Below are 25,649 nucleotides of genomic sequence, written 5' to 3'. Positions count from 1 at the left end.
AAGATTTCGTGGGGTAGGGGTAAGTGTATCTATTTTTGCGACCTATCGGTCTGCGGGCTTACCAGCCCTTTAAGTAAATGTAAAAAGATACAATTCCAGTAAAAATAAAATTTTTACTGGAATTTAGGTGCTAAATCTCTGCATTTCATTTATATTAGTTGACAATTTTCCAGATACAAAACCACTTAAAGGTATAGCTATCATCCAAAAATAAGTAAGGATTTCCACAGGCTTTGCTAAAATAATGCTGCTGTAAAGTATGTAACTAGCATAAAAAAAGATAACAATTATACTAGACAAAAGACCCCCTATAACACCTTTAAAATACCCTATTATAGCCACTAAAAAAACCAACGCCAGCATTACAAAATCTAATAAATTACTTTTAGTAAAATTAAAATATAAAAAGCTAGTTGTTAAAAATACTATTAAAAACAACAACAAGAAAAATATGTCTATATTTTTAGCTTCCTTATTCATAAATTCCCTCCTTTTATATATAATTCATTATATTTTTTGCAATATTTGTATCTATACTAGAATTATTATAGTATTTAATATTTACCAATTACTTCAAACAGTTGGCAACTCATACTAATGACTACTGTTTATTATATTAGCTAATATATTTGTTAATAATCATTATTTACATTTATTTTATCATACTTATTAAAAATATTATACGTTTTTTGAATTATATACTTATATTTACAATAATAAAATAGAGATTACTCTTGCCGTGAAACAAATAAAATCTACTTAAGTTTTATCAGACTTAAAGTAGATTTTTTTACTGTTAATTTATAATTATCCCATTACAATTCTTTCCATATATCCTTCCCCATAGTAAATGCCTTATGCAATATATCCTGTCTCTCCCAAACAGGTACTTCATCTGTATTGGCACAGAATAAAGTATATTTACATCTTGCATTTACAGCTTTTAAGAATAAATCTGCCACTGGCATGGCAGCATCAAATTGGCCCTGATGCTCCTTTGCACCACCTACACACAGAAATACCCCTATTCTTTTTTTGTCTCTATCTATAGAAGGGTTATTTAATTGATATTTGCTGGACCAAAACATTTGACATCTGTCTATCATTATTTTGCTAAGACTGCTTACGGTATTAAAATAAAGGGGTGAAGCTATTATAGTGCAGTCACTTTCATCAAAAGCCTTATAAAGTTTTTGCATATCATCTTTAATACAGCACTTTCCAGTATCTGCACAATAATAACATGAAGTACATGGTGCAATATTTAAATCTCTTAAATAAATCTTTTCTATATGAATATTTTCTTTGTCCATGCCTTCTAAAACTTTATCCAAAAGGAAATCTGTATTTTTACCTTTTCTTGGACTGCCTACTATAGCCAAAACCTTCTTCATTTTATTCCCTCCAAATCCCAACTTTAAAACTATAGATATCTGTACGCAAAAGTACAGATATCTATACACAATTATACACAAAATTTCTCTTTAAAAACACTTTTACATTTTTATTTATATTTATTAGGCTAAGTTATAAACTTCCACAGTTTTTGAGTCTGAAAATTTGCCCATAGATTCTACAGCTGCATTTAAAGTATCTAGGGAAGTGAATATTTTTATGGAATTTTCTACAGCTTTTCTTCTTATTCTAAATCCATCTCTTTCTGAATCATTTCCCTTAGTTGGCGTATTCACTACAAAGTCTATTTTTTCACTGCTTATGCAATCCAGTATATTTGGAGTTCCACTGATTATCTTATTTACCTTCTCTACCATTATTCCGTTTGTTCGTAAAAGCTTTGCAGTTCCTTCGGTACATATGAAGGTAAATCCTAGTTTATGCAGCTTTTTAGCTATGTGTAAAAATTCCTCTTTGTCCTGCTCTTTTACGGTAGCTAACACTACACCTTTATCCTTGACTATATTTCTATTAGCTGCTATAAATCCCTTCTGTAGAGCCTCTTTAAGTGTTTTGCCCACACCTAGTACTTCTCCTGTGGACTTCATTTCTGGTCCTAAACTCACTTCCACATTATGAAGCTTTTCAGTGGAAAACACAGGTACCTTTACTGCCACCAAATCCGGTTCTTTGTATATTCCTGTGCCATAATCTAAATCCTTTAGCTTTTCACCCATTATTACTCTTGTAGCCAATTCCACCACTGGAATTTTACTTATTTTGCTTATGTAAGGCACTGTACGACTTGCTCTAGGGTTTACTTCTATTACATAAACCTCTTCTTTAAATTCTATAAACTGAATGTTTATCATACCTAGTACATTCATTTCTAGTGCAAGTTTGCGAGTATAATCTAAAATCTTATCCTTTATCTCTTCCTTTATACTTTTTCCTGGATACATAGTTATGCTGTCACCTGAGTGGACACCAGCTCTTTCTAGGTGCTCCATTATTCCAGGTATTAATATATCCTGTCCATCACATATGGCATCTACCTCTATCTCAGTTCCCATAAGATATCTGTCTATTAATACTGGATTCTTCTTATCCTGCTTAAATGCCTTTTCTAAATAATGTGCTAGCTCCTTTTGGTTATGAGTTATTTCCATGCCTTGTCCTCCAAGCACATAGGATGGTCTTACTAACACCGGATAACCTATTTCCTCTGCATGTTCTATTCCCTCATCTACATTCCATATGGCTTTACCTTTAGGTCTTTTTATATTAAGTTTTTCTAATACCTCATCAAACTTTTCCCTATCCTCAGCTAAGTCTATATCTTCTGTACTTGTTCCTAGAATCCTAATATTTTTTTCTTTTAAAAATCTTGCTAGCTTAATAGCTGTTTGCCCTCCAAACTGTAGCACTACTCCCTCTGGCTTTTCTTTTTCTATTATATTAAAAACATCTTCTTCTGTAAGTGGTTCAAAATATAGTTTGTCTGATATATCAAAGTCTGTGCTTACAGTTTCAGGGTTATTATTTATTATTATAGTTTCTACACCTAATTTTTTTAAGGCCTTTATGCAGTGTACTGATGCATAGTCAAATTCTATACCCTGTCCTATTCTTATAGGCCCTGATCCTATTACTACTACCTTTCTTTTATTACTTACTGCTACTTCATCTTCCATTTCATATGTAGAGTAATAATACGGTGTTAATGCTTCAAATTCTGCTGCACAGGTATCCACCATCTTATACACTGGATTTATTCCCCATATAGTTCTAAGCTCTAATATGGTATTAGGGTTCACCCTTAATAAATCCCCTATACCCTTGTCAGAAAATCCTTTTTTCTTCAAGCTATACATCCATTCTTTATTTAAATCATCTATGGTGCTATTTTTTAAATTTTCCTCTTCCTCCACAATATCCTTTATTTTATCCACAAAATATCTATCTATGCCTGTTATTTCACAGACTTTTTCCACACTATATCCTCTTCTCAACATTTCTGAAAGTTTAAAAATCCTCTCATCATCTGGATTCTTTACGCTTTCTCTTAATTCTTTTAAGTTCATATGGGAAACTCCATGGTGTACCAATGAATATGCTCCTATTTCTAGTGAACGAATTCCCTTTAGAAAAGCCTCTTGGAAATTTCTACCCACAGCCATTATTTCTCCTGTAGCCATCATCTTGGTACCCAATATTCTATCTGCATCTTTAAACTTATCAAAAGGCCATTTTGGTATTTTAACAACCACATAATCCAGTGAAGGTTCAAAGCAAGCATAGGTCTTTTTTGTAACTGCATTTTTTATTTCATGAAGTCCGTAGCCTAAAGCTATTTTCGCAGCTACTTTTGCTATAGGATATCCTGTGGCTTTTGAAGCTAGTGCTGAGGATCGGCTCACCCTAGGATTTATTTCTATAACTGCATATTGAAAGCTCTTAGGATTTAATGCAAACTGCACATTACATCCTCCCTCAATACCCACTGCATCTAATATTTTTAATGCTGATGTTCTAAGCAGCTGATATTCCTTATCTGAAAGGGTTTGGCTTGGCGCCACCACTATACTGTCTCCTGTATGCACACCTACTGCATCTATGTTTTCCATATTGCATACACATATAGAATTCCCAAAAGAATCCCTCATTACCTCATACTCTACTTCTTTCCATCCCTTTACGCTTTTCTCCAAAAGTACTTGGTGTACAGGACTTAGTTTCAATCCCATTTTAAGTATTTCCCTTAATTCCTCTTCATTTTCTGCAATACCGCCGCCGGTTCCCCCTAAGGTATAAGCCGGTCTTACTATTAATGGATATCCTATTTTACCTGCAAACTCCAGTCCTTCATTCATTTCATTAACTATGCTACTTTCTATAACTGGCTCATTTATTTCCTGCATTATGCTTCTAAAGTTTTCCCTATCTTCCCCTCTTTTTATAGCTTCTACAGAAGTACCTATTACCTTAACCCCGTACTCATCTAGTATACCTTCTTCATGAAGAGCCACAGCCATGTTTAAAGCTGTTTGTCCACCCATACCTGCCAATAAACTATCTGGTCTTTCTTTCTCTATAATTCTTTTTACAAACTCCACTGTAAGTGGCTCTATATAAACCTTGTCTGCCACTTGGCTATCTGTCATTATAGTAGCTGGATTACTATTTACCAAAACCACTTCTATTCCTTCTTCTCTCAATGCCTCACAGGCTTGTGTTCCTGAATAGTCAAACTCTGCTGCCTGTCCTATAACTATTGGACCTGAGCCTATTACCAATACTTTTTTTATATCTCTATTTAAACCCATATTAAATTCCTCCTATTGAAAATCATCATATTTTTGCCTGCGCTTCTATTTGAAAATATTTCTCTTTCAATTCCAAACCCTCAACTTCAAATAGCTCCCAAGGGAGTTTTGTCCCTCATTCTAAATTTTGAATTTTAAATTTTTATCTATTACTGCGAAGATTAAATTAATCGTTAATCTTAGATATAAACAGATCTCTAACCTTCAGATGGAGTTTTTACTCCAACTGAAGGTTAGAGATCGTTATCCAGGTACGTAGCTGCCGTTATCTCCCACTTTGTTAGAAGTGGGAGTGTTACGGCAGGTAGTCATCGGATAAATTAGATATACAGTTTTGCTTTATATCTTTTTAAGCATTTCTTAATCTATAAATTTAAAAATTCATCAAATAAATATTGATTTTCTATAGGTCCAGGACTTGCTTCTGGATGATACTGCACACTAAATATACGTTGTTTTATACTTCTCATGCCCTCTATAGATCCGTCATTTAAGCTTACATGGGTAACCACCATATTCTCTGGCATTTCTTTCACCACATAGCCATGATTTTGAGAGGTTATATAAACTCTATTTCTCTCTAAATCCTTCACTGGATGATTGCAGCCCCTGTGCCCAAACTTCAGCTTTTCCGTGCTTCCTCCGAGAGCTAATGCTAAAAGCTGATGACCAAGGCATATTCCTCCTATAGGTTTTTTACCCACTAAAGCCTTTATATTTTCTATAATCTCTGGCAAATCCTCTGGATCTCCAGGTCCATTGGATAAGAATATTAAATCTGGGTTTAAATTAAGCATTTCTTCTGGCTTTGTATAAGCTGGAAGTACTGTTATTTTACAATTTCTTTCTTTAAAGCATCTTATTATATTTTCCTTTACCCCAAAATCCATAAGAGCTACGTGTTTACCACTACCATCTACAGTGTATTTTTCCTTAGCAGTCACTTTCTTAACTGCATCCACATTTGAAAAACTTTTAATTTTCTCTTGTACCGCTTCCTTATTCATTTCCCCTAGGGCTATTACACCTCTCATGGTTCCACTGTTTCTTAAAACTTTAGTTAAAGCTCTAGTATCTATATTTTCAAGACCTATTATCTTATTTTGTTTTAAGTAACTGTCTAGATTCATTTCAGCTCTAAAATTACTAGGATTTTTACAATATTCTTTAACTATAAATCCCTTTACCTTTGGACTTTTAGACTCCAAATCCTCTAAATTAACCCCATAATTTCCTATCAAAGGATAAGTCATAGTAACTATTTGTCCCCAATAAGAAGGATCTGTAAGTACCTCTTGATATCCCGTCATTCCAGTGTTAAAAACCACTTCTCCCACAGCCTCTTCTAAATATCCAAAGGCTTCTCCTGAAAATACCACACCATTTTCTAAAATCAAATTAGCTTTCAATTTCATTCCTCCGATACGTAAATTTTTCTTTAGTTGATATAAAAAATAACAAAAAGGATAGTAAAGAAAATCTTAAAATTTTCCTACTATCCTGCTATTATTCATATCTTCATTTAATTTTTCATGAAATTTACTAATTATGATTTTTGAATTTACTATGCTGGTATTTTTCTTTAAAAATGCACCACAAAAAAACATAATCCTTCCTCCTTTCTGGCCTCACAGGACCAATTTAAAGCAATTCATCTGTTGTTTAGTATACAACTAAATTAAAGTTTATACATTTTAGTGTATTTAAATTAATTTTTTTTATTATTTTAATGCAAAACTTTAACTCTGTCAAATGTTTTTTGTATGCTTGTTTTTTAAATACCATATGAAACTAAAAATTTTATTCAATTTTATGCTGTATATTCCTTATATGAATTAAAAGTACAATTCATCCTCCTAGATAAACAACAGAGGTTTTATTGTAATGAATTATATAAATTTTTACTATAAGTGGCCTTCCTCAATTTAGAAAATTATTCTCAAAGGCATTCTAATAATCATAAAGGTTTTACTAACTCTTATATGTTGATTATAAAATCATAAAATATAAGCTCTGAAACCCTATAATGACCTTAGAAACTTTTCCTACTTCAACGTCCTTAAACTCCATAGGCTTTATATCCCGTAGGCCCTACGGTAAAAACCAAATAAAGCTTGGGTAAAACTGGGGGATTATAAAATCCCCGTATATTTAAAAGAATGTGGGTGCAAAATTTTTTTCATAAGAGTTACATTAATTTTATCTCCAAAATTAATTGGAATATTGGTATTTAGTAACTTTTGGCCATAATTTAAATTGAAATAATTATCATTATTCTCTACGTAAATAAGGCTTCTATTATACCAAGAACTCTTATACTCTAAAAACTTACAAAACTTACTCCAAGAAAAGCTTTTTAAATTTTGATAGTCTTTTACAGAAGATTTTTCTCCTTTTACATTAGCTTCCTGAATATATATGATTTGATTTTCATCAACTATATTTTTTGAAAGATTATGTAAAAAGTCATCTCTCTTATTTTGAACTTTTTCATAAAGCTTTCCTATTTGCTTCTCTAATTTTTTTCTATTGTTGCTTTCTTTTTCTTTTCTAAGCAATTTTATTTCTAATTTACTTATTTTTTTTATATATTTAAAATAATAAATGCTTTCCTCATTGCTTATGTTAATAAAATCTTTCATTTGAAGGCTTACTATATTCTCCCCTTCTATAAAAGAAATCTCACGCTTTTTCTGTTCTGTTATTATAGATACATAATATCTTCCACTGGAGTTCTTAATAACAGTAGCACTTATTATTCTTCCTTCGACTTTTCTATGAACCTTTGCCTCTACCCATTTAAGTTTAGGCAATTTTATTTTTCCATTCTTCACTGCTATATTAGAGTTAACACAATTTACAGTGTAACACTTTCTTAGGCTTTTTTTTCTCTTAAAATTAGGAAATCCAAAGGCCTTATTGTTGAAAAAATTTTGAAAGGCCTTATCTAAATTCCTAATTGATATTTGCAAAGAAGTGCTGTCTGCTACTTTTAGCCAGGGATAATGTTTTTTTAATAAGGGAAGATGATTTTGTTGTTCTAGATATCCTATAGTTTTACCTTCAGAGTTATAGGCTCCAATCCTCTGAGATAAATAATAATTATAAACAAATCTTGCACAGCCAAAATTTCCTTCAATTTTAGCTATTTGTTCATTATTAGGATAAATCCTGAACTTATAACCTTTGTTTAAGAGAGAACTTTTTTTCACAAACAACACCTCCTTTTGCTCTGATAGTAATAAAAAAAGGTAGAGAAATATTCTCTACCTTCGTGGTCTTAATTCGGTATATAGGTCAGCTCATACGCGAACTAACCAATTGGTTAAACCTTCGTGCCTAACCAAATATTTAATTTATCTTACAATGAAATTGTAACACTAATATAATTGAATGTCCATAGGAAAATTAACTTTTTAACAAAATATTTTAATTTTTCTATTTATTCAGTTGTTATGCTTATTATTTTTCTCTTCCTTCAGTGTAAGCATATTTAATTTCTACACCACTACCAAATAAAGGACTCATTAAATTCTTAACATATTTGTATCTGTAAGTGTTTCTCTTTCTATAAACTGTTGGAACTATAATAGCATCTTCATAAAGTAATATTTTTTCTGCTTCTTTATATGCTTCCAATCTTTCCTTTTCATCTAAAGATTTCATACCAGTTTTAACTAAATCGTCGTATTTCTTATTTGACCATCCAGTTGGAACTATACCTGCATCTGTCATCCACATATCAAAGAATGTATTAGGGTCATTATAGTCTCCTGTCCAAGCCATACCTGCTAATTGATATTGCATTTCATCAGTTCTCTTTTGGAATACTGGCCATTCAACATATTCAGCTTTTAAATCTATTCCTAAGTTCTTCTTGTACATTTGTTGCATATATTCTGCATATGTTCTATACCACTGATCTGTACCTGCAAATAACATTGTAACATTTAATTTAGCTGGATCCTCTGACATACCAAGCTCTTTTAATCCCTTAACTAATAAAGCTTTTGCATCTTTATTTTCTTCAACTAATTTCTTTATTGGCTCTTCTCCAACTAACTCTCTAAAGTCTTTTCCGCCTAATTGTAGTGATGGTGGTGCCCATCCATAAGCAGCTTCATTTATACCTTTAAATATTACATTAGCCATATCTTCTCTATTTGTGGCAATAGAAAATGCCTTTCTAACATTTGCATTGCTAAATAATTTATCCTTAGTATTAAAGAAATTATAGTTTGTTGATGGATCATAGCTCTTCAACACATTAAATTTACCTGTATCATCAAATTTCTTTATCCACTCTGGCTTACTAACCCCCAAAGAGTCTATATTGCCATTGTATAATGAATTGTATCTTGCATTTTCATCTTTTATAATATTCATTGTTACCTTTGATAATTTAACACTATCTTTATCCCAGTATTTGTCATTCTTTTCAAGAATAACTTTACTGTTGTGAGTCCACTCTTTTAACACAAATGGTCCAGAAGATACCATAGTATTAGCCTCTGATCCATATTTATCACCATGCTTTTCTACTATATCCTGTCTTTGAGGCAACATTACCTTAAAATAAGTTAAATCCAAGAAGTATGCACATGGCTGTTTAAGAGTTATTTCTAATGTTTTATCATCCTTTGCCTTAACTCCTACTGAATCTGCTGTTGCTTTTCCTCCATTGTATTCATCTGCATTTTTAATTGGTGATAGTAGAAATGCATAGCCTGAACCTATCTTTGGGTCTAATGTTCTTTTTATACCATATTCAAAATCTTTAGCTGTTACTTTCTTACCATCACTCCATTGATAGTCTCTTAAATAGAATGTCCAAACAGTACCATCTTCGTTATGTTCCCATTTTTCTGCACCTGCAGCTTTAATTACATCCTTTCCATCCTTATCCTGTTCAATTCTTGTAAGTCCCTCATTTATTTCTGTAAGTATTTGAGAAGAATATAAATCCGTTGATTTTGATGCATCCAATGATTTTGGCTCTGCACCTAGGATTAAATTTAAGTATTGGTCCTTGTCCATTTTACTAGCTGTAGCTTGCTTATCATCTGTACTTTTCTTTCCACAGCCCACCAATCCTGAAGTAACCAATAAAGTTGTTCCCAATACTAACGCCAATAATTTTTTACTTTTCATTTTAATGCCCCCTTTTTATCTCTCTTTTATATCCATCATTGAATTTTCATGGATACAATAAAAATCAATTTTAAAAGCAGAAATTTTCTTTCATTTGAGTATTTGTTTAAACTCAGGTTCATTTTTAAATAATATATCATATTTATATATACTTGTCAATTTTTTTTTACATTTTTTCATAGCATATGATTTTTATATATTCTATGATCTTTATATACATCTAGTCATTTTTTTATTACTTTTTATATCATTTTATATTAATTTTAACATTATTATTGTATTTAATTATACTATTTGTAAAAATATATAATTTAAGTTTATAAAAATGATATTCTCTCTTCATCCCCCATTCCTTCAGAATGAATTTTATTCATTTACAACATTCAATTTGGTTTTTTATTCTAACAAAAATAAAAATAAAAAAAGAAGTAGAATCTTATCTCCCCAGATAAAAATTCTACTTCTTACTTCTTACCTCTTACCTCAACCTAAATTTCCCTTGTTTCCCTAGCTAACCATTGTTTTTCTTCTTCATTTAAGCATGGTGATAATTTTTCAAAAACCATTTTGTGGTAAGAATTTAACCAAGCTTTTTCTTCTTTTGAAAGCAAGTCTACAACTACTCCATCTAAATCTATTGGACAATAAGTTACAGATTCAAATTTCATAAATTGTCCAAATTCAGTGCTTTCATCCTTAAGCACTAAAAGCTCATTTTCTATTCTAATTCCATGTTTGCCTTCTATATATATACCTGGTTCATTAGTTATTATCATGCCTTCTTCTAATTTTACAGAGTTGAAAGCTGGACTTATTCTATGTGGTCCTTCATGTACATTTAAGAAATATCCAACACCATGGCCTGTTCCACACTTATAGTCTATGCCATATTCCCAAATTGGCTGTCTAGCTATAGCATCTAAATGTGTTCCAGTGCATCCATACAAGAATTTAGTTCTTGATAATGCTATATTTCCTTTTAAAACTAATGTATAATCTCTTTTTTCCTCTTCAGTCAATTGTCCAAGTACAAAAGTTCTTGTTATATCTGTAGTTCCATCTAAATATTGTCCACCTGAATCCACAAGTAAAAATCCCTTTGTATCTAATTTATATGTTATTTCTGGCGTAGCTTTGTAATGCATCATAGCTGCATGATCCTTATGTCCAGCTATAGTGTCAAAACTTATGCCCATAAAGTGTTCTTGCTCTTTTCTAAAATTCTCAAGTTTATCTGAAGCTGATATCTCTGTAATTTCTTCTTTTCCTAGGTTTTCTTTTAGCCAACGCATAAATTTAACCATGGCAACGCCATCTCTTACATGACATTTCTTTAAATTTTCTACTTCTTCTTTACTTTTAACAGCCTTCATCATAGAAGTTATATTATCTTCTTCTATAGCTTTACATCCTTCTGGTATAGCATTGAATATCCAGTAGTTTACTCTATTAGCATCAAAAAGAATTTTTTCATCCTTCAATGCTTTAACACAATTTTGTATTTCTTTATATTCTAAAACTTCTACAGAATCATTTTTTAATTCTTCTTCTATTTCTTTTGAAATTTTTATTTTATCTATGAAAACATAAGCTTTATCTTCTTTTACTAAGGCATAAGAGGTTACCACTGGATTATTATTAACATCATTTCCTCTTATATTAAAAAGCCAAGCTATATCATCTAAACTAGTTAGTAAGAATGTTGTAGCTCCTAAATCTTTCATATGCTTTCTTACTTCATTAATTTTATCCACTCTTGATTTCCCTGCGAATTCCACCGCATGAGATATGATAGCTTCTCTTGGTATCTCTGGTCTATCAGCCCAAATTTCACCTATTAAATCATAGTCAGAAATTATTTTAATATTTTTTTTAGCAAACTTCTTCTCCATATTTCTAACAGCTGCCACAGAAAATACTCTTCCATCAAAGCCTACTACAGCTCCTTCTTTCAAAGTATCATAAAGCCAATTTTCATAAGTAGGCACATTTGGTTGTCCCATTTTAAATAAATCTATACCTGATCCTTCTAATTGCTTAGCTGCCTGTATGAAATATCTTCCATCTGTCCAAAGACCATTTTGCTCATGAGTTATAACTGCAGTTCCTGCTGAACCAGTAAATCCAGATATCCACTCTCTTGACTTCCAGTGATTTGCTACATATTCACTTTGGTGAGCATCAAAGCTTGGAACTATGTAGGCATCCATTCCCTTTTGTTTCATAAGGTTTCTTAACGCTTCAACTCTTTCTTTAACTTTCATTTTATTCGCCTCCTACATGTAATCCCCAAAATTCATTTTGATAAAAAATTTTAAGTATTTTTTCATCTATATAAAATTATATACCAATTGCTCCATAAATTCCACATAATAAAGGATTCTTTATATTATTTTTTCTAATCAATAACACCCTATACTTAGTAAGCCAACGTTATTCAGTTATAAAAATATAAAAATTAACCTAACTGTGCGAAATTCTCCCATCCTCTATAGGCTGCCGATGGATAGTTCTTACCATAGGTAATATAATAAACTATAACAAAAACACTATACCATTGAATATACTTCCTTATTTCAACGGTATAGTGTAAATTTTTATATAGTAAATTTATTAACTTCTTCTAAAAGCTTCTCTGCTAATTCATCAAAAGTTTCTGTATTAGATTCCAATTCTTCTATAGTTGCTAGTATTTCCTCTGTGCTAGCTGAAACTTCTTCTGTAGCAGCTGATGTTTCCTGTGAACTTGCGGATATGTTTGTAATTGAATTCACTATTTGTTCCTTGTCACTTATCATTCTGCCATTTAAATCTTTTACCTTTTCTACCTCACTATTTAACTTAGATATTATATGGGATATTTGCTTAAATATCTCCCCTGTCTCACTAACAGATTTTTGTTGAGCACTTAAGTTTTCCTCAGTATGATTTAGAGAAAGCACTGCATTTCTAGATTTATCTTGTATATCTAATATTAAACTTTTTATTTGTTCTGTAGCCTGCTGACTGCCTTCTGCTAATTTTCTTATTTCCTCTGCTACCACCGCAAAGCCTCTACCTGCATCTCCTGCCCTTGCCGCTTCTATAGATGCATTTAATGCCAATAAATTAGTTTGCTCTGCTATAGCTGATATGGTGTTTAATATATTTCCTACTTCCTTTGATCCTTCATCCATTTTATCTATTGCTATTCTTAAAGCTTTTCCGCTCTCTGAAGTATCCTTTGTTTTATCAATAAGTTCTTCCACAACAGTTAATCCTTTTTCATTAAGCCCTGATGCTTCCTTAGAAGAATCCGTAACTACATTTATTCTATCTGAAATTTCTCCTATGCTTGTGGATAATATTTCAGCCTTATCAACTCCATTTTCTGTATCCTTAGCCTGCTCATTAGCTGTCCTTGCTATTTCATCTATAGTCTTTGCAACTTCTACCGTTGCTGTACTTACCTGTTCTGACATTTGTTTTAAGGATTTTGCTCCCTCATTTACAGTATCAGAGGAAGTCTTTATATTTTCTAATAAACTCTTAAGACTAATTATCATTTTATTAAATGAATTTCCTATGGTACCAAACTCGTCTTTTCTATTTATATCTATAGTTTCTTTTAAATCTCCTGCTGCAGCCTTATTAATACCAATTTCTAATATTTTAAGAGGTTTTGTTACATAATTACTTAATACTAAAGCAAACATCACTGCAAATATAATACATAAAATAGTAAGAACAATGCTTACTGTTCTTATGGAATTTATGTAGCTGCCTATTTCTTTTTCTTGGAAAGCTAATACCACTTTCCAGCCTGTTTTTCCGTTAGTTTCAAAGGAAGCTTTATTGGTAACTCCATCTTTTTTATATTCAAAGCTTCCCATCTTTTCATTGCCCATTTTTTTATAGAAATCTTCATTTGAAGCATCTTTTCCTATAAGCTTTAAATCTTTATGGCTTATAACTTTGCCCTTGGCATCTACCACAAATATATTGCCAGTTTCACCTAATTTTATACTATTATATTTTTTTACAAAACCATCTAGCTCTACATCTATAGCAAATACTCCAGCTACAGAACCTTTATCATCCATAAATCCCTTAGCAACAGTGAATATTTGAATACCAGTAATAGCGTCATTATATGGCTCTGTATATATTAAACTATCGCTATTCTCTACTGCTTTTTTATACCAATCTCTGCTAGTAGGGTCATAGCTTTTATCATTCTCTGCTCCATATGATGAATTGCTTATTACATTTTTATTTCTAGTTCCTATATAAGCAAACTTTATTACAGCATCTTTTTCTGCTATATTGTCTAAGGTATTTTTAATAAAACTTCTGGTTCTTTCTAAATCATCTTTAATCTTTGGATCAGATGAAGATTTTAATTGCTCATTTAGAACCACAAAATCTTTAAAGTTTTTACTTTCATAATTGGAACTTACCATTCTTTCCATACTGCTTAAAAATTCATCTACGTTCATGTTGGCTTCTTTTACCATTGCTTTTGAAGCTTCATTAAAAGATTCATTTAATGCTTTTTTCGATTTGGCATAACTTAAAGATGCCATTATCATTATGGGGATTAACATAGCTACCACCATAATTGGAATTATCTTATACTTTATGCTGTTTCCTTTGCTGCTTTCTTTTTCTCTTTTGCTACTTTTGGTACTTTTACTCATTTTCACTCCTCCTGTCGAAACTTTTCCCACTAGTATTATCGTTATTTATAATAAAATCTTAACTAAACTATATAGCTCAACTTTTGCATATAAACTTTAAGCTCTACAGTATATAAGGGAAGAGGTAATCGCAAAAGTTTGTTGATAAATGGGCAAAATTAAAAATTTATTAAATGAAATTTACCATAATAATTTTCTATATTTACTTAGTAATCACAATACTATTCACTTTATATTATTTATTCTTATTGTAATAAATCCACTCAAACATTAAAAACAGTATAGCTAATGAAATTAATACCCACTGAAAACTAAATCCGCCATTTATTATGGATGTTTTCATATTATTCTTAGATAGGGTAGTAGATTCATTTTTAATATTTTTACTTATATCTGACTCAATATTTACTGGGAAATTAACTGCTATGGCCCCTTCTCTTTTTTCTCCATTGTCTTTATTTTCACTTATTCTATAAATTCCTCTTTTAATGGTATTATCGTAAGATTTTACAGGATAACTTGCAGCTAATTTTTCGTAAGTATTCCAAGGAGTTTTTATATTTATTTCTTTACTATTAGGCAATGGTTTTATCTCTAATTCATCGCCACATACATAACCTTTTTTAAAATTAATATCTCCGCTAAAAAAATACTCCATTAAATTATTTATAAATATAGGGAATTCCACATTTAACGGTAAATCGCTATTTTCCATTGCAAAAGCTAAAGTAACTACTTTTCTTCCCTTTAATTCCCCATAAAAAGCCGCAATTTTATTTTCTATTTTAAATATAGGCTCTCCCCAGGAAGGCATATTTATATCCTTAATTTTAGAAACTACAAATTGTGAGTTTTCCATGTATTCAGTTAATGGATTTTTCTCTACATTAGCCAATCCTCCAGCTACATCCTTTCCTACAGAAAAAAATTCATTGCTAGAAGGATTTATAAATATAATATTTCCTTTCTTAGGTAAACTTTTTGGTGCTTCTCCATCAAATATGTAAACATCATAACCATCATTTGTAGTATTTAAATCCTTAGTTTTATAAACTTCAATATCCTGAACCGTAGCCAAGGCCCTTTCCATAAATAAATTGTCCTTAGAAAAAAGCAATACTTTTTTCTTTTTTTCTTCCTTTACCACATCATATATTACATTGTCTCTATTCAAACCATCTTTTTCACTTATTTCTGCATATATATAGTCTGATAAATTATTTACATTTTCAAAACTTATAGTTTTAATTTCCTTAGGTTCTAGCTGAAGACTTTTTACCCCTTGTATTTTTTCACCACTATAAAGAGATACCTCTCTAGTTAATTTAGAGTTACTTCTATTGTTTATCCTTACCAAAGCCCTTAGGGAGTTTCCCTGAGATTTATGCCATATATAATCTAAGCTCACATTATCCACCTTAGAGTTAAGATTAATTAGCTCTCCATTTATATCTTTTAATTCCACATTATCATCAGTATAAAAATAAGCTCTATAGTTTTCTAAGGCCTTACCCATGGATTTTGTAATGGATACAGCATCATCTAAATTCCCATATAAATCTGTGGCCGGTATATTTTTTATTTTATCTATTGCTTCATTTTTACTTCCAGCGCTAACTTGAACTTTTGCATATTTAGCTGAAGATATTACAGTAATATTAGCATTATTAGGCATCTTTTTTATAAGTTTTATAGCTTCTTCCTTCCCCTTATCCAATCTGGTTTTTTCATCATATAAAGCATTCATGCTTCCACTATTGTCTAATATTATTATAGAGTTCTGCATTACCCTTCCCTTTAGTTTTACCAAAGGATTAGCTCCTGCAAAAATCAGAAATAATATAATCATAAGCTGGAGGATTAAAAGAAGGTTGTTTTTTAGCTTTTGCCAAGGCTTGTTCACTTCCACATCCTTCAGAGCTTTTTCCCAAAGAAATATACTTGAAACATCTTTTTCCTTGAGCTTTTCCTTTAGCATGTACATGATTATTACTATAGGAATTATTGATAAAAATAAGAAAAACCACGGATATACAAAGGACATATCACCACATCCCTTCTTACTGCAAACTAAAATATATTATTCCAAAGTTTTTTAAATATAATTTCCTCTAGAGACTCATCACTAGAAATAACTACATACCTGCCTCCTAATTTTTTAGAAATACTTTTTAAATTTATAGTAAATTCTTTTAAGGCAGCATTATATTTTTGGACAACTTCATCATTTACAGTAATATCTCTATATATTTTTGTTTCACTGTCTCTAATCCTTAAATGTCCTCTGAAATTAGGGTTTATTTCCTCTGGAGATAATATATGAATAAGTATAAAATCTTGCTTTTTATACTTTAGGTATTTAAGACATTCTTCTAAATTCTCTTCGGTAAAAAAATCCGATATAATTATGGAAAGTCCCCCTAACAGTTTGTCTTTTCTTTTTATGCATCCATTTATATTGGTTTTACCCTTAAACTCTATCTTTTCAAGAAAATCAGTGTAATATTTAAAACTATTTTTACTGTTTAATGCCTTAGAACTATAAAGTCCATTCTCGCCTAGAATGTTTATACAAACTCTATCTGAATCCTTTAGGCTTAGAAAAGCTAATGTTGCAGCTAGTTGAAGAGCTTTTATACTCTTTTTTTCTTTTCCAAAATCCATAGATTTACTAGCATCTAAAAATATGTTAACTAAAGCCTCTCTTTCTTCAGTAAAAAGTTTTAAAAGCAACCTATCAGACTTACCATAGGCATTCCAGTTGATTTTTCTAATATCATCCCCAGGAGAGTATTCTCTAAAATCCGAAAACTCCTGAGAATCCCCTTGAGCTTTAGATTTTCTAATGCCTAAGTTATTAGAATTACTTGTAATTTTTATCTTTAGAGATATATTTTGTAGTTTTTTTAAAAAATCGCTGTTGAATATATCATTATACATACAAAACTCTGCTTTCTATATATATTTTACAAAGTATGCCCTTTGTGGCGGCTATTTATCCGTTAACGCCAGCTACGTCCCTGGATAACGATCTCTAACCTTCAGCTGGAGTTAAAACTTCATCTGAAGCTAAGAGCTCTGTTTATCCGATGACTACCTGCCGTAACACTCCCACTTCTAACAAAGTGCGAGTTAACGGCAGTTACGTCCCTGGATAACGATCTCTAACCTTCAGCTGGAGTTAAAACTCCATCTGAAGCTAAGAGCTCTGTTTATGGCAATGCTCTAAAATTTCTTTTATAATTTCTTCAGTACTTATGCCTTCTGATAAGGCCTCAAAATTTAGTAAAATTCTATGCCTTAAAGCTGGATAACTCACATACTCTATGTCTTCAAAGGCCACATTATATCTTCCATTTATCAATGCTCTAACCTTTGCAGTGGAAATTAAGCTTTGAGCTCCTCTTGGGCTTGCCCCGTATCTTATATATTTTTTTGTTATATCAGGACTATCATCTAATTCTGGATGAGTTGAAAGAATAATCCTTAGGGCAAACTCCTTAACAGATGATGCTATAGGTATATCCCTCGCCACTTCTCTTATACTCAATATTTCCTCTCTATCCATTACATTTTCAAGTTGAACTTTTTCATTGGTAACAGTTAAGTCCACTATACTACTAAGTTCCTGCAAACTTGGAAACTCCACATTGGTTTTGAATAAAAATCTATCCAGCTGAGCTTCTGGCAATGGATAAGTACCTTCCATCTCAATGGGGTTTTGTGTAGCTAGCACCATAAATGGCTGCAAAAGTTCATAACTGGTTGTTCCTACTGTAACCGTCCCCTCTTGCATAGCTTCTAAAAGGGCTGCCTGAGTCTTTGGAGTGGCTCTGTTGATTTCATCTGCTAAAACTAAATTTGCAAATATGGGTCCCTTTCTATACTGAAATCTACTACCATTTTCATCTTTTACTATAATATCCGTTCCCGTAACATCGCTAGGCATCAAGTCTGGAGTAAATTGAATTCTAGAAAAGGAAAGATTCATAACTTTTGATAGTGTCTTTACTAATTGTGTCTTACCAAGGCCTGGTAGTCCTTCTAAAAGTATATTTCCCCCTGCTAATATTCCTATTATAACTTCATCTACCACAGAGCTTTGTCCTATTATTCCTTTAGAAATTTCTGCTTTTACCTTGTTTATTTTATCCACAATTTCCTTTAGCTTAACTTCACTTATATCCACATTTTTTCCCCCTTAGTTGGTAACCCAGTTTCTAATAACTCAAGTTTTAAATATAATTTTTAAACTCTACATTATACAAGGTAAGAAGTAAAAGTGAAAAAGTAAGAGCTATTGAAAAAATTCACCAAAGCTGAATTTTCACCACAAATATTACCTACAAATTAATTATAAAAAACTCCTAGAGTTTTATCCTTAACTCTTACTTCTTAGCTCTTACCTCTTACTTACCTATTACTTACCTATAAATTTTATATTTTTATTTTATAACTGAGAAGGTTGAATTAGTAACTTTCGTAGTTTATCCGATGACTACCTGCCGTAATACTCCCACTTCTAACAAAGTGGGAGATACGGCAGCTACGTCCCTGGATAACGATCTCTTAGCTTCAGATGGAGTAAAAACTCCATCTGAAGCTAAGAGCTCTGTTTATTAGTACGTTTATTATTTTATAGTATATTTATTATTCTAATGATGAAAAATAGATTTTAATAATTTCTTTCATTCCTTCTGGTATGCTATAGGAATTTATATTATCCATTGCTCTACTTCTATATTCACCCACTACTTCATTGTAGGGAACAGATTCTCCCCTTAAAGTAACTCCATTAGAAGTTCTTATTTCCTCTACTTTTCCTTTTTTCTCTCTTTTGCCCTCTATATTAGAAGTGTCTCCCTGTCCACCTAACGTTTTTGTGGTAAATATTCTTGGATAATCCTTCACATCACTTCCAGATCCCTTTTCCTTTTTATTTATGCCCGTACTTCCTTGACTATTTCCTTTACTACTTTCCTCTTCCTTTCCCTGACTACTGCCGCTGCCAGCACCACTACCAGAACCATTTTCTCCAGATCCACCCTCACTATTTGAACCTTCACCGCCTTCTGAATTGCCCTTGCCACTGGAATTACCACCATTGTTTCCTTGCTGGCTTCCTTGTGCATCTCCACTATTTTCTCCCGAAGCTTCTGCATTTGATGCCAACGAATTCTCCATCTGCCTTATGGCCTTTTGAAAATCCGTATCTTCCATCAAATCCGATAGTGCAGCACTTAATTCCTGCATTTCACTGGATAAGTCGCCCAAAGCACCGTTAGCAATGGATTCCCCTAATTTTTTAATTGCAGAGGCAAGCTTAGGATTATCCTTTAAAGCATTAGCTAAATTTTTATACGACTCTGCTAACTCTTTTCTCTCCTCTGGGGAAATTTTTTTAAGCTTTTCTGTGTTTTCCTTAATAAGTTTTTTAATTTCCTGGGTATCCTTATTTTTTAAAGCCTGACCCAGCTCCTTAGTTGCATCATTTTTTATAAATTCATCTGCAATTTTTTTCAAATCATTTCCTTCATATTCAGCTCTTAAAAGCTCCAACTTTTTTGAAGTCTTTTGTAATGATTTATTAATTTCCTCTTGTCCTTCAGATTTTTTTATTTCCTCTTGAAGCTTTGTAAGATTATGTTTTAAAGTTTTTTTCTCCCAATCCTTAAGACTAGTGTTTTTATTCACATCTTTTTTAATCTCTTCTATTTTTTTTAACTGAGAATTTTTTGCTACCTTAACTTCATGTATATTTTGCGCCTTATCTTTTAAAGGCTCTGGCAATACAAGAGTACTTACCATTACCGCTAATACAATAGAAAGTTTCTTTATATATTTCCTATTTCCCTTAAGTTTTATATTTTTATAATTTGTCTTGCTGAGGAAATTCAAAGCATCCTTCTTTTGAATTTCATAAATACCCAGAAAATTTTCCCCTCGGCTACTGCTCTTTAGATTTTTTTCCCTAAACTCTAAAGCAGTTATAATCCTATCTTTAAGTCCAAAGGAATCTGCTACCATAGCTGCTTCTTTCTCCTTAGGATATTTTACAACAGAATAAGTCACAGATATAAAGATAAAACTTAATATTATCCACAGACCTTTAATATAAGGTGCATAAATGGGTATGAATTTAGACAATATAATCAAGCCTATGGACATAATAACCGCATAAAATGAAAAATTCATTAAATTATCTATTGCCTTTTTAATAAAAAGTCTCTTTCTCCACTTTTTAAGTTCTTTGCTTATTAAATTATCCAAAGTATTCAACTTTATAAAAGCACCTCCTTTCTAGAACCTAGCACCTAGTACCTAGCACCTAAATCTAGTGCCTAAATCTACTACCCAGCAAATCCTTTAGGGACTGCCTTTCTGATAATCGAGTATTAATACTAAGATTTCGCTCTTTTTTTCTTCATAGGATCTAATTTATATATGGACAAAGACAGCATTACAACTGAAATAATTATGTCTATTATCATGTTTACTGCCCAAAACGGCAACGGCCCAAGCTTTACAATGCCTGGTATTCCAATACTCGAGCCCTTACCAAACTGTTCCATGACCATGGATACAAAGCCTGCTCCAGGATTAAAATACATAAGCGGCAACCTTTGAATTGTAGGATTAGGGTTATACCTATATTTTATACTTACATAAAATGCACTTATTATAAGGGTTCCTAGCATTAAAAATAATATGGTTCCATAAGTAAGTACTGTGGACGTAGTAGTTTTTTTAATATATGTTGAAAAAAACATTCCTATACTTCCAAAAGTCACTGCAAGTATTATATAATATCCCAAAAGTTGAGCTATCTCCTTGATAGAAATCCCTCCAAATAAAAATATTATAGAAAACACTGGCAATGAAGATACTATAAGTAATAAAATTTGGCTTATGGACGTTATAAGTTTCCCTATGATTATGGATGAAGGCTTTAACTTAGTGCAAAGCAATAAATCTAAAGTCTGCCTTTCCCTTTCATTAGAAATAGCACTTGAAGTAAGGGCTGGAATTATGAAAGCTATGAGCAAAAATTGAATACCAGCTAACACTGCATAGGATGTTGTTATATCGTTGTAATTAAATCCTTGATTATGCTGAGCAAATATTGTATTAAAGAGTGCAAAAGCAGCTATAAAGGTTAATATTCCTATATAAATTGCTAAAAGAAAAGGTGCCCTCCAAGTTCTCATCCTAACTTTGGTCTCTTTTCTAAGTATAGGATTAATCTTTATCTTTTCCATTATTCTTCGCTCCTTTCTGTAACTTTCATGAATACATCCTCAAGCTTTCTGCTTTCTTCACCAAAAGAAACAAGAGGAATTTCATTCATTATAAGTTTCTTAAGTATATTTTGCATTTCTACATCTCCGCCATTAATAGCTATTTCTATACTATTTCCACTTGGAGCTACATTAGTGATTTCAGGTATTTCCTGCAGCAGTCTAACTGCTTCTTCCACTCTATTTATCATTTTCATTTTAATAATTTTATTACTTTGAAGCTTCATCATTATATCTTCAACCTTCCCATTAGCCACCATTTTCCCCTTATCAATAATCCCAATGCTGGTGCATATCTCCGAAAGCTCTGACAATATGTGAGAACTTATTATTACGGTTTTCCCCATATCTCTTAGGGATTTTAAAATTTCCTTCATTTCAAATCTAGCTCTTGGATCCATTCCTGAGGCTGGCTCATCCAATATAAGAAGCTTAGGGTTGTGTATTAAACTTCTAGCAAGACATAACCTTTGTTTCATTCCCCTTGAAAGAGAATCTACATATTCTCCTTTTTTATTAGATAAATCTACTAATTCCAAAAGGTCATCACATATTTTATCTTTTTCCTTACCATATATTTCATATATTGAAGCATAGAAATCAAGATATTCACTGACTTTCAAATTATCATATACTCCAAAGAAATCCGGCATATAACCTATATATTCCTTCACCTTTCTATGGTCTTTAAGTGCATCTATTTCATTTACATAAACCTGCCCTGAGGTTTCTTTTAAAAGCCCTGCCACTATCTTCATAGTAGTGGTTTTTCCAGCTCCATTAGGCCCTACAAATCCAAATATCTCGCCCTCTGGTACATGAAATGTTAAATTATCCACCGCAGTAAATTTTCCAAACTTTTTATATAAATTATTTACCTTAAGCATTATTTAACACTTCCTTTCACTGAAATTTTAGGAATTTCTCCCTTGATTCTATCTTTACTCATTTGTAATTTAATTTTAAGCTCTCCTGTTGGTGATAGGTATTTATCTAAATCTTTTTTCTCTATTACAAAATCCCTATAATCCCCCTGTTGCCATTTTTGCTCTTTTACATTCCATATAAATTGTTTTACAACTTCCTCTTGCCCTTGCAATAGGTCTACCATATAACTAATAGTTATTTTTTCAATATCAATTTTTTCATTTATACGGAAAGTAACTTGATAATCCCTGCCATAAAAAATCTTTTCAATTTCACTATATCCACCATCTTTGCCGTTTTGTTCAGGTTTAAAGTATCCAAATGGATATTCTATTTCACTTCCCTTATTGTAGCTTAGATTTATAGGCATTATAACCATATTCTTTTCATACTTTTTAAATTCTTTCCCATTTATATTTAATCCATTAATAAATTCTTTATTGCACCATCCAATTAATACTGGTTCATCTATAGTCATCCTTTTCTGCATAAAATAATACATAAGTATGTCTCTTTTTTGAGAAATTTTTCTTATATTTTCTTTTGATAAATTTTTATTTGTACTATTATATATATCCCTCGTAGGATATAACAACTCTATAAAATTATATAGCTCACTATAAATATTTCCTTCAGTATTTATACTTCTTTCTTGAGAATTTTTTAAATCTCCTATTTTTATATAGTTATTTTTAGTAACTATATAGCAATCTTGTAAATCCAGTGTAGTATTGTTTTTTACATTTCCTGTATATTTTCCATTAAAATAGCTTAAATTACTTTCAAGCTTACCTAGTGAGATATCTGGCGTTTTAAGTTTCAAAATATTATTTGAAAAAACTGGTGAATCATAGAACTCTACATAATCATTTTGTCCCTGATTAAATTTCATTTGAATCTTTTTAGTATTTGATGCATTAGTGCCACCACCTTGGCCTATCCAAGCTCTATTCATCATTTCCTCCTGATATGGATATACATTTAATCCATTAGTACCATTAACCTTTATATTGTCTTTTTTAGGAGAAAATACATTTGCATTGCTGAGAATTTGACTTTTACCATCTTTATCTATCTTAATTAAATTTATTATATTTGCTATATTTTTAGTATTTCTAGTTCCCATACCTGAAATATGAATTACAAATGCAAAAACTATAGCTAAAATAGGTACTACTGCCCACATATATTCTCTTTTATCTTTTTTCTTTAATATTATATAAGATAAAGGAGATACTAAAATTATATATATACATAATATGATTATTATGTTATTGCCCTTTGGAAGAGGCATTTCAACTATATTATTAAGGGCACTTTTAAGAGAATAAAAATCTTCTTCCATCTTTCCCTCAGGAGTATACATTTTTTCAAAATTTGAATTCTTTACAGCTCTCTGTATAAGTTCTGATACAAAGTCTTCCTTCATGTTCCAGCTAGTCAAGGGCTCCTCTCCTAGATCAAAAGAATTTAGACATATAATTCCATCACCCTTTTTTATAGTAATTGATAATGTTTCTTTTCCTTCTGCTATTAATTTTTCTTCTGTCTTAAAATCAAGTTCTAATGAATTTATGCTTAATGGATTTTTGCTTCTCTTATCTTCTGGAAGAACATTGTAAAGTGCTGAAGTATTTATTTTCATTATATTTCCTATGTTTCCAGTTAAAAAATCATCCTTAAAAATAGATAAGGTTTTATTATAAGAAGATCCCGTTCCTATTATTAAAATTCCACCTCTATTTACCCAACTCTTTAAAGCTTTGTATTGTTCCTTAGAAAGTTTTGAGCTATCAAAATTATTTAATACTATTATATTAACTATATCCATCTCTTCACTTTCATCTATAAAATCCTTTTCACTTAAACTTATATACTTAGTAATTACTGAATTACCCCCTAAATTTAAAGAGTTTACCCCTTTTATATAGTTTAAATTTTCCTTTTCATTGCTTAAAATTCCAACTACTATCTCCTGCCCCGTACTCCCTTGCTTTATATTTTTCTTTCCACTATAAACAATTTTCTTTCCTTCTAATATTTTAATATTTACATGTCCTAAATTTTTATCTATAACCCCAGATATATCTACACTTTTAGTAGAGTTCAGTGGAAGGTTCACTTCTTTAGAATATACCTTCAATTGATTGTTTTCATTTACAACTTCTATTTGAAGCTCTCCGTTTATATCCTTTAACTTATTCTCTATCTTAAATCTAAAGGGTGTCCAATGCTTTAATTTATAATATCCATCAAACCCAACTTCCATATCTACTTTTAAATTTTCCTTTGCATATACCCTGTTACAATTTTGTCCCCCCATAGCAGTGTTACCATTGTTACCAGTAACACTACAGATCATAGTAGAAATCATAAAAAACATCAAAAATATTCCCGTTGCCTTTGACACATAGCCTACTGTTTTTTTCTTTACCATTAACATGGCTCTTTCAAATATTTTATTCAAAACTGTCACAAGTGCCCCCTCCTTATTTTCTGTTTTTATATTAGTTTTTTCTGATATTTTTACTAGTCCTTAACCAGTATTAACATATATTTTTAAGTCGCTTACTGAACTTTGCCACATAAATTTTTACTTTATAACTACAAAAGTTAAGTTACTTAATAAAATTTTACCATTATCATACAGTTAATTCAATGAAGTACAATTAATTCTTTTATTTATTATTTATTCAACTTTCAACTTCAAATAGCTTCCAAAGGAGTTTTTCCTTTAATTGAGCATTGATCATTTGTACATTGAGCATTACTCATATATTTTTAGTTATAATACTAAAAAATATAATTGTGATTTTATAACTGCAAAAATTAAATTATTTAATTTTAATGAGAAAATACTCCCTATTTCATTA

16 protein-coding genes are annotated in these 25,649 nt (G+C 31.1%); all 16 read right to left on the bottom strand.

Annotated elements, in window-relative coordinates; all coding sequences use genetic code 11:
• Nucleotides 1-123: 123 nt before the first annotated feature.
• Nucleotides 124-480 (bottom strand): hypothetical protein, encoded by a 357-nt coding sequence (locus FGK85_RS09975; RefSeq protein WP_138206189.1) that lies wholly within the window; start codon nucleotides 478-480, stop codon nucleotides 124-126.
• A 335-nt stretch (nucleotides 481-815) separates the two neighbouring features.
• Nucleotides 816-1,394 carry a flavodoxin family protein gene (locus FGK85_RS09970; RefSeq protein ID WP_138206187.1) on the bottom strand — a complete coding sequence of 193 codons (579 nt, stop codon included), beginning with the start codon at nucleotides 1,392-1,394 and terminating at the stop codon, nucleotides 816-818.
• A gap of 123 nt (nucleotides 1,395-1,517) precedes the next feature.
• Entirely contained in the window at nucleotides 1,518-4,721 is a 3,204-nt protein-coding gene (gene carB, locus FGK85_RS09965; RefSeq protein ID WP_138206185.1) for a carbamoyl-phosphate synthase large subunit, read from the bottom strand.
• A 365-nt stretch (nucleotides 4,722-5,086) separates the two neighbouring features.
• Nucleotides 5,087-6,130: a glutamine-hydrolyzing carbamoyl-phosphate synthase small subunit gene (locus tag FGK85_RS09960; protein ID WP_138206183.1), complete on the bottom strand. Its 1,044-nt coding sequence runs from the start codon at nucleotides 6,128-6,130 to the stop codon at nucleotides 5,087-5,089.
• Between the two features lie 72 nt (nucleotides 6,131-6,202).
• Nucleotides 6,203-6,328 (bottom strand): hypothetical protein, encoded by a 126-nt coding sequence (locus FGK85_RS15760; RefSeq protein WP_279232916.1) that lies wholly within the window; start codon nucleotides 6,326-6,328, stop codon nucleotides 6,203-6,205.
• Nucleotides 6,329-6,853: 525 nt separating this feature from the next.
• On the bottom strand, nucleotides 6,854-7,933 hold the full coding sequence (locus FGK85_RS09955) for an RNA-guided endonuclease TnpB family protein (protein WP_138206181.1): 1,080 nt from the start codon (nucleotides 7,931-7,933) through the stop codon (nucleotides 6,854-6,856).
• 250 nt (nucleotides 7,934-8,183) lie between these two features.
• A complete protein-coding gene (locus FGK85_RS09950) occupies nucleotides 8,184-9,872 on the bottom strand; it encodes a peptide ABC transporter substrate-binding protein (RefSeq protein ID WP_138206179.1) in 1,689 nt (562 codons plus the stop codon).
• Between the two features lie 488 nt (nucleotides 9,873-10,360).
• Nucleotides 10,361-12,136, bottom strand: a complete 1,776-nt coding sequence (locus FGK85_RS09945; RefSeq protein ID WP_138206177.1) for an aminopeptidase P family protein — start codon at nucleotides 12,134-12,136, stop codon at nucleotides 10,361-10,363.
• 333 nt (nucleotides 12,137-12,469) lie between these two features.
• Nucleotides 12,470-14,551 carry a methyl-accepting chemotaxis protein gene (locus tag FGK85_RS09940; RefSeq protein WP_138206175.1) on the bottom strand — a complete coding sequence of 694 codons (2,082 nt, stop codon included), beginning with the start codon at nucleotides 14,549-14,551 and terminating at the stop codon, nucleotides 12,470-12,472.
• A gap of 235 nt (nucleotides 14,552-14,786) precedes the next feature.
• Nucleotides 14,787-16,595 (bottom strand): vWA domain-containing protein, encoded by a 1,809-nt coding sequence (locus FGK85_RS09935; RefSeq protein ID WP_138206173.1) that lies wholly within the window; start codon nucleotides 16,593-16,595, stop codon nucleotides 14,787-14,789.
• A gap of 26 nt (nucleotides 16,596-16,621) precedes the next feature.
• Nucleotides 16,622-17,491, bottom strand: a complete 870-nt coding sequence (locus FGK85_RS09930) for a DUF58 domain-containing protein (RefSeq protein WP_138206171.1) — start codon at nucleotides 17,489-17,491, stop codon at nucleotides 16,622-16,624.
• Between the two features lie 259 nt (nucleotides 17,492-17,750).
• A complete protein-coding gene (locus FGK85_RS09925; RefSeq protein ID WP_138206169.1) occupies nucleotides 17,751-18,740 on the bottom strand; it encodes an AAA family ATPase in 990 nt (329 codons plus the stop codon).
• A 461-nt stretch (nucleotides 18,741-19,201) separates the two neighbouring features.
• Nucleotides 19,202-20,830: a coiled-coil domain-containing protein gene (locus FGK85_RS09920; protein ID WP_138206167.1), complete on the bottom strand. Its 1,629-nt coding sequence runs from the start codon at nucleotides 20,828-20,830 to the stop codon at nucleotides 19,202-19,204.
• 122 nt (nucleotides 20,831-20,952) lie between these two features.
• Nucleotides 20,953-21,810 (bottom strand): ABC transporter permease, encoded by an 858-nt coding sequence (locus FGK85_RS09915; protein ID WP_138206165.1) that lies wholly within the window; start codon nucleotides 21,808-21,810, stop codon nucleotides 20,953-20,955.
• Complete coding sequence (locus tag FGK85_RS09910) at nucleotides 21,810-22,736, bottom strand: ABC transporter ATP-binding protein (RefSeq protein WP_138206163.1); 927 nt, start codon at nucleotides 22,734-22,736, stop codon at nucleotides 21,810-21,812. The genes FGK85_RS09915 and FGK85_RS09910 overlap by 1 nt, the downstream gene beginning before the upstream one ends.
• On the bottom strand, nucleotides 22,736-25,252 hold the full coding sequence (locus FGK85_RS09905) for a hypothetical protein (RefSeq protein ID WP_138206161.1): 2,517 nt from the start codon (nucleotides 25,250-25,252) through the stop codon (nucleotides 22,736-22,738). The genes FGK85_RS09910 and FGK85_RS09905 overlap by 1 nt, the downstream gene beginning before the upstream one ends.
• Nucleotides 25,253-25,649 lie beyond the last annotated feature (397 nt).

It is taken from the genome of Haloimpatiens lingqiaonensis, from assembly GCF_901447495.1.
Classification (GTDB): Bacteria; Bacillota; Clostridia; order Clostridiales; family Clostridiaceae; genus Haloimpatiens; species Haloimpatiens lingqiaonensis.
Note: the sequence above shows the minus strand (reverse complement) of the source record. Positions and strands in the feature narration are given on the sequence as shown.

Bases quoted from the DNA above. Each gene is read 5' to 3' on its own strand.
- carB (WP_138206185.1), bottom strand. From the start codon at position 4,721: ATGGGTTTAAATAGAGATATAAAAAAAGTATTGGTAATAGGCTCAGGT.
- FGK85_RS09935 (WP_138206173.1), bottom strand. From the start codon at position 16,595: ATGTCCTTTGTATATCCGTGGTTTTTCTTATTTTTATCAATAATTCCT.
- FGK85_RS09975 (WP_138206189.1), bottom strand. From the start codon at position 480: ATGAATAAGGAAGCTAAAAATATAGACATATTTTTCTTGTTGTTGTTT.
- FGK85_RS15760 (WP_279232916.1), bottom strand. From the start codon at position 6,328: ATGTTTTTTTGTGGTGCATTTTTAAAGAAAAATACCAGCATAGTAAAT.
- FGK85_RS09940 (WP_138206175.1), bottom strand. From the start codon at position 14,551: ATGAGTAAAAGTACCAAAAGTAGCAAAAGAGAAAAAGAAAGCAGCAAA.
- FGK85_RS09910 (WP_138206163.1), bottom strand. From the start codon at position 22,736: ATGCTTAAGGTAAATAATTTATATAAAAAGTTTGGAAAATTTACTGCG.
- FGK85_RS09950 (WP_138206179.1), bottom strand. From the start codon at position 9,872: ATGAAAAGTAAAAAATTATTGGCGTTAGTATTGGGAACAACTTTATTG.
- FGK85_RS09930 (WP_138206171.1), bottom strand. From the start codon at position 17,491: ATGTATAATGATATATTCAACAGCGATTTTTTAAAAAAACTACAAAAT.
- FGK85_RS09945 (WP_138206177.1), bottom strand. From the start codon at position 12,136: ATGAAAGTTAAAGAAAGAGTTGAAGCGTTAAGAAACCTTATGAAACAA.
- FGK85_RS09915 (WP_138206165.1), bottom strand. From the start codon at position 21,810: ATGGAAAAGATAAAGATTAATCCTATACTTAGAAAAGAGACCAAAGTT.
- FGK85_RS09970 (WP_138206187.1), bottom strand. From the start codon at position 1,394: ATGAAGAAGGTTTTGGCTATAGTAGGCAGTCCAAGAAAAGGTAAAAAT.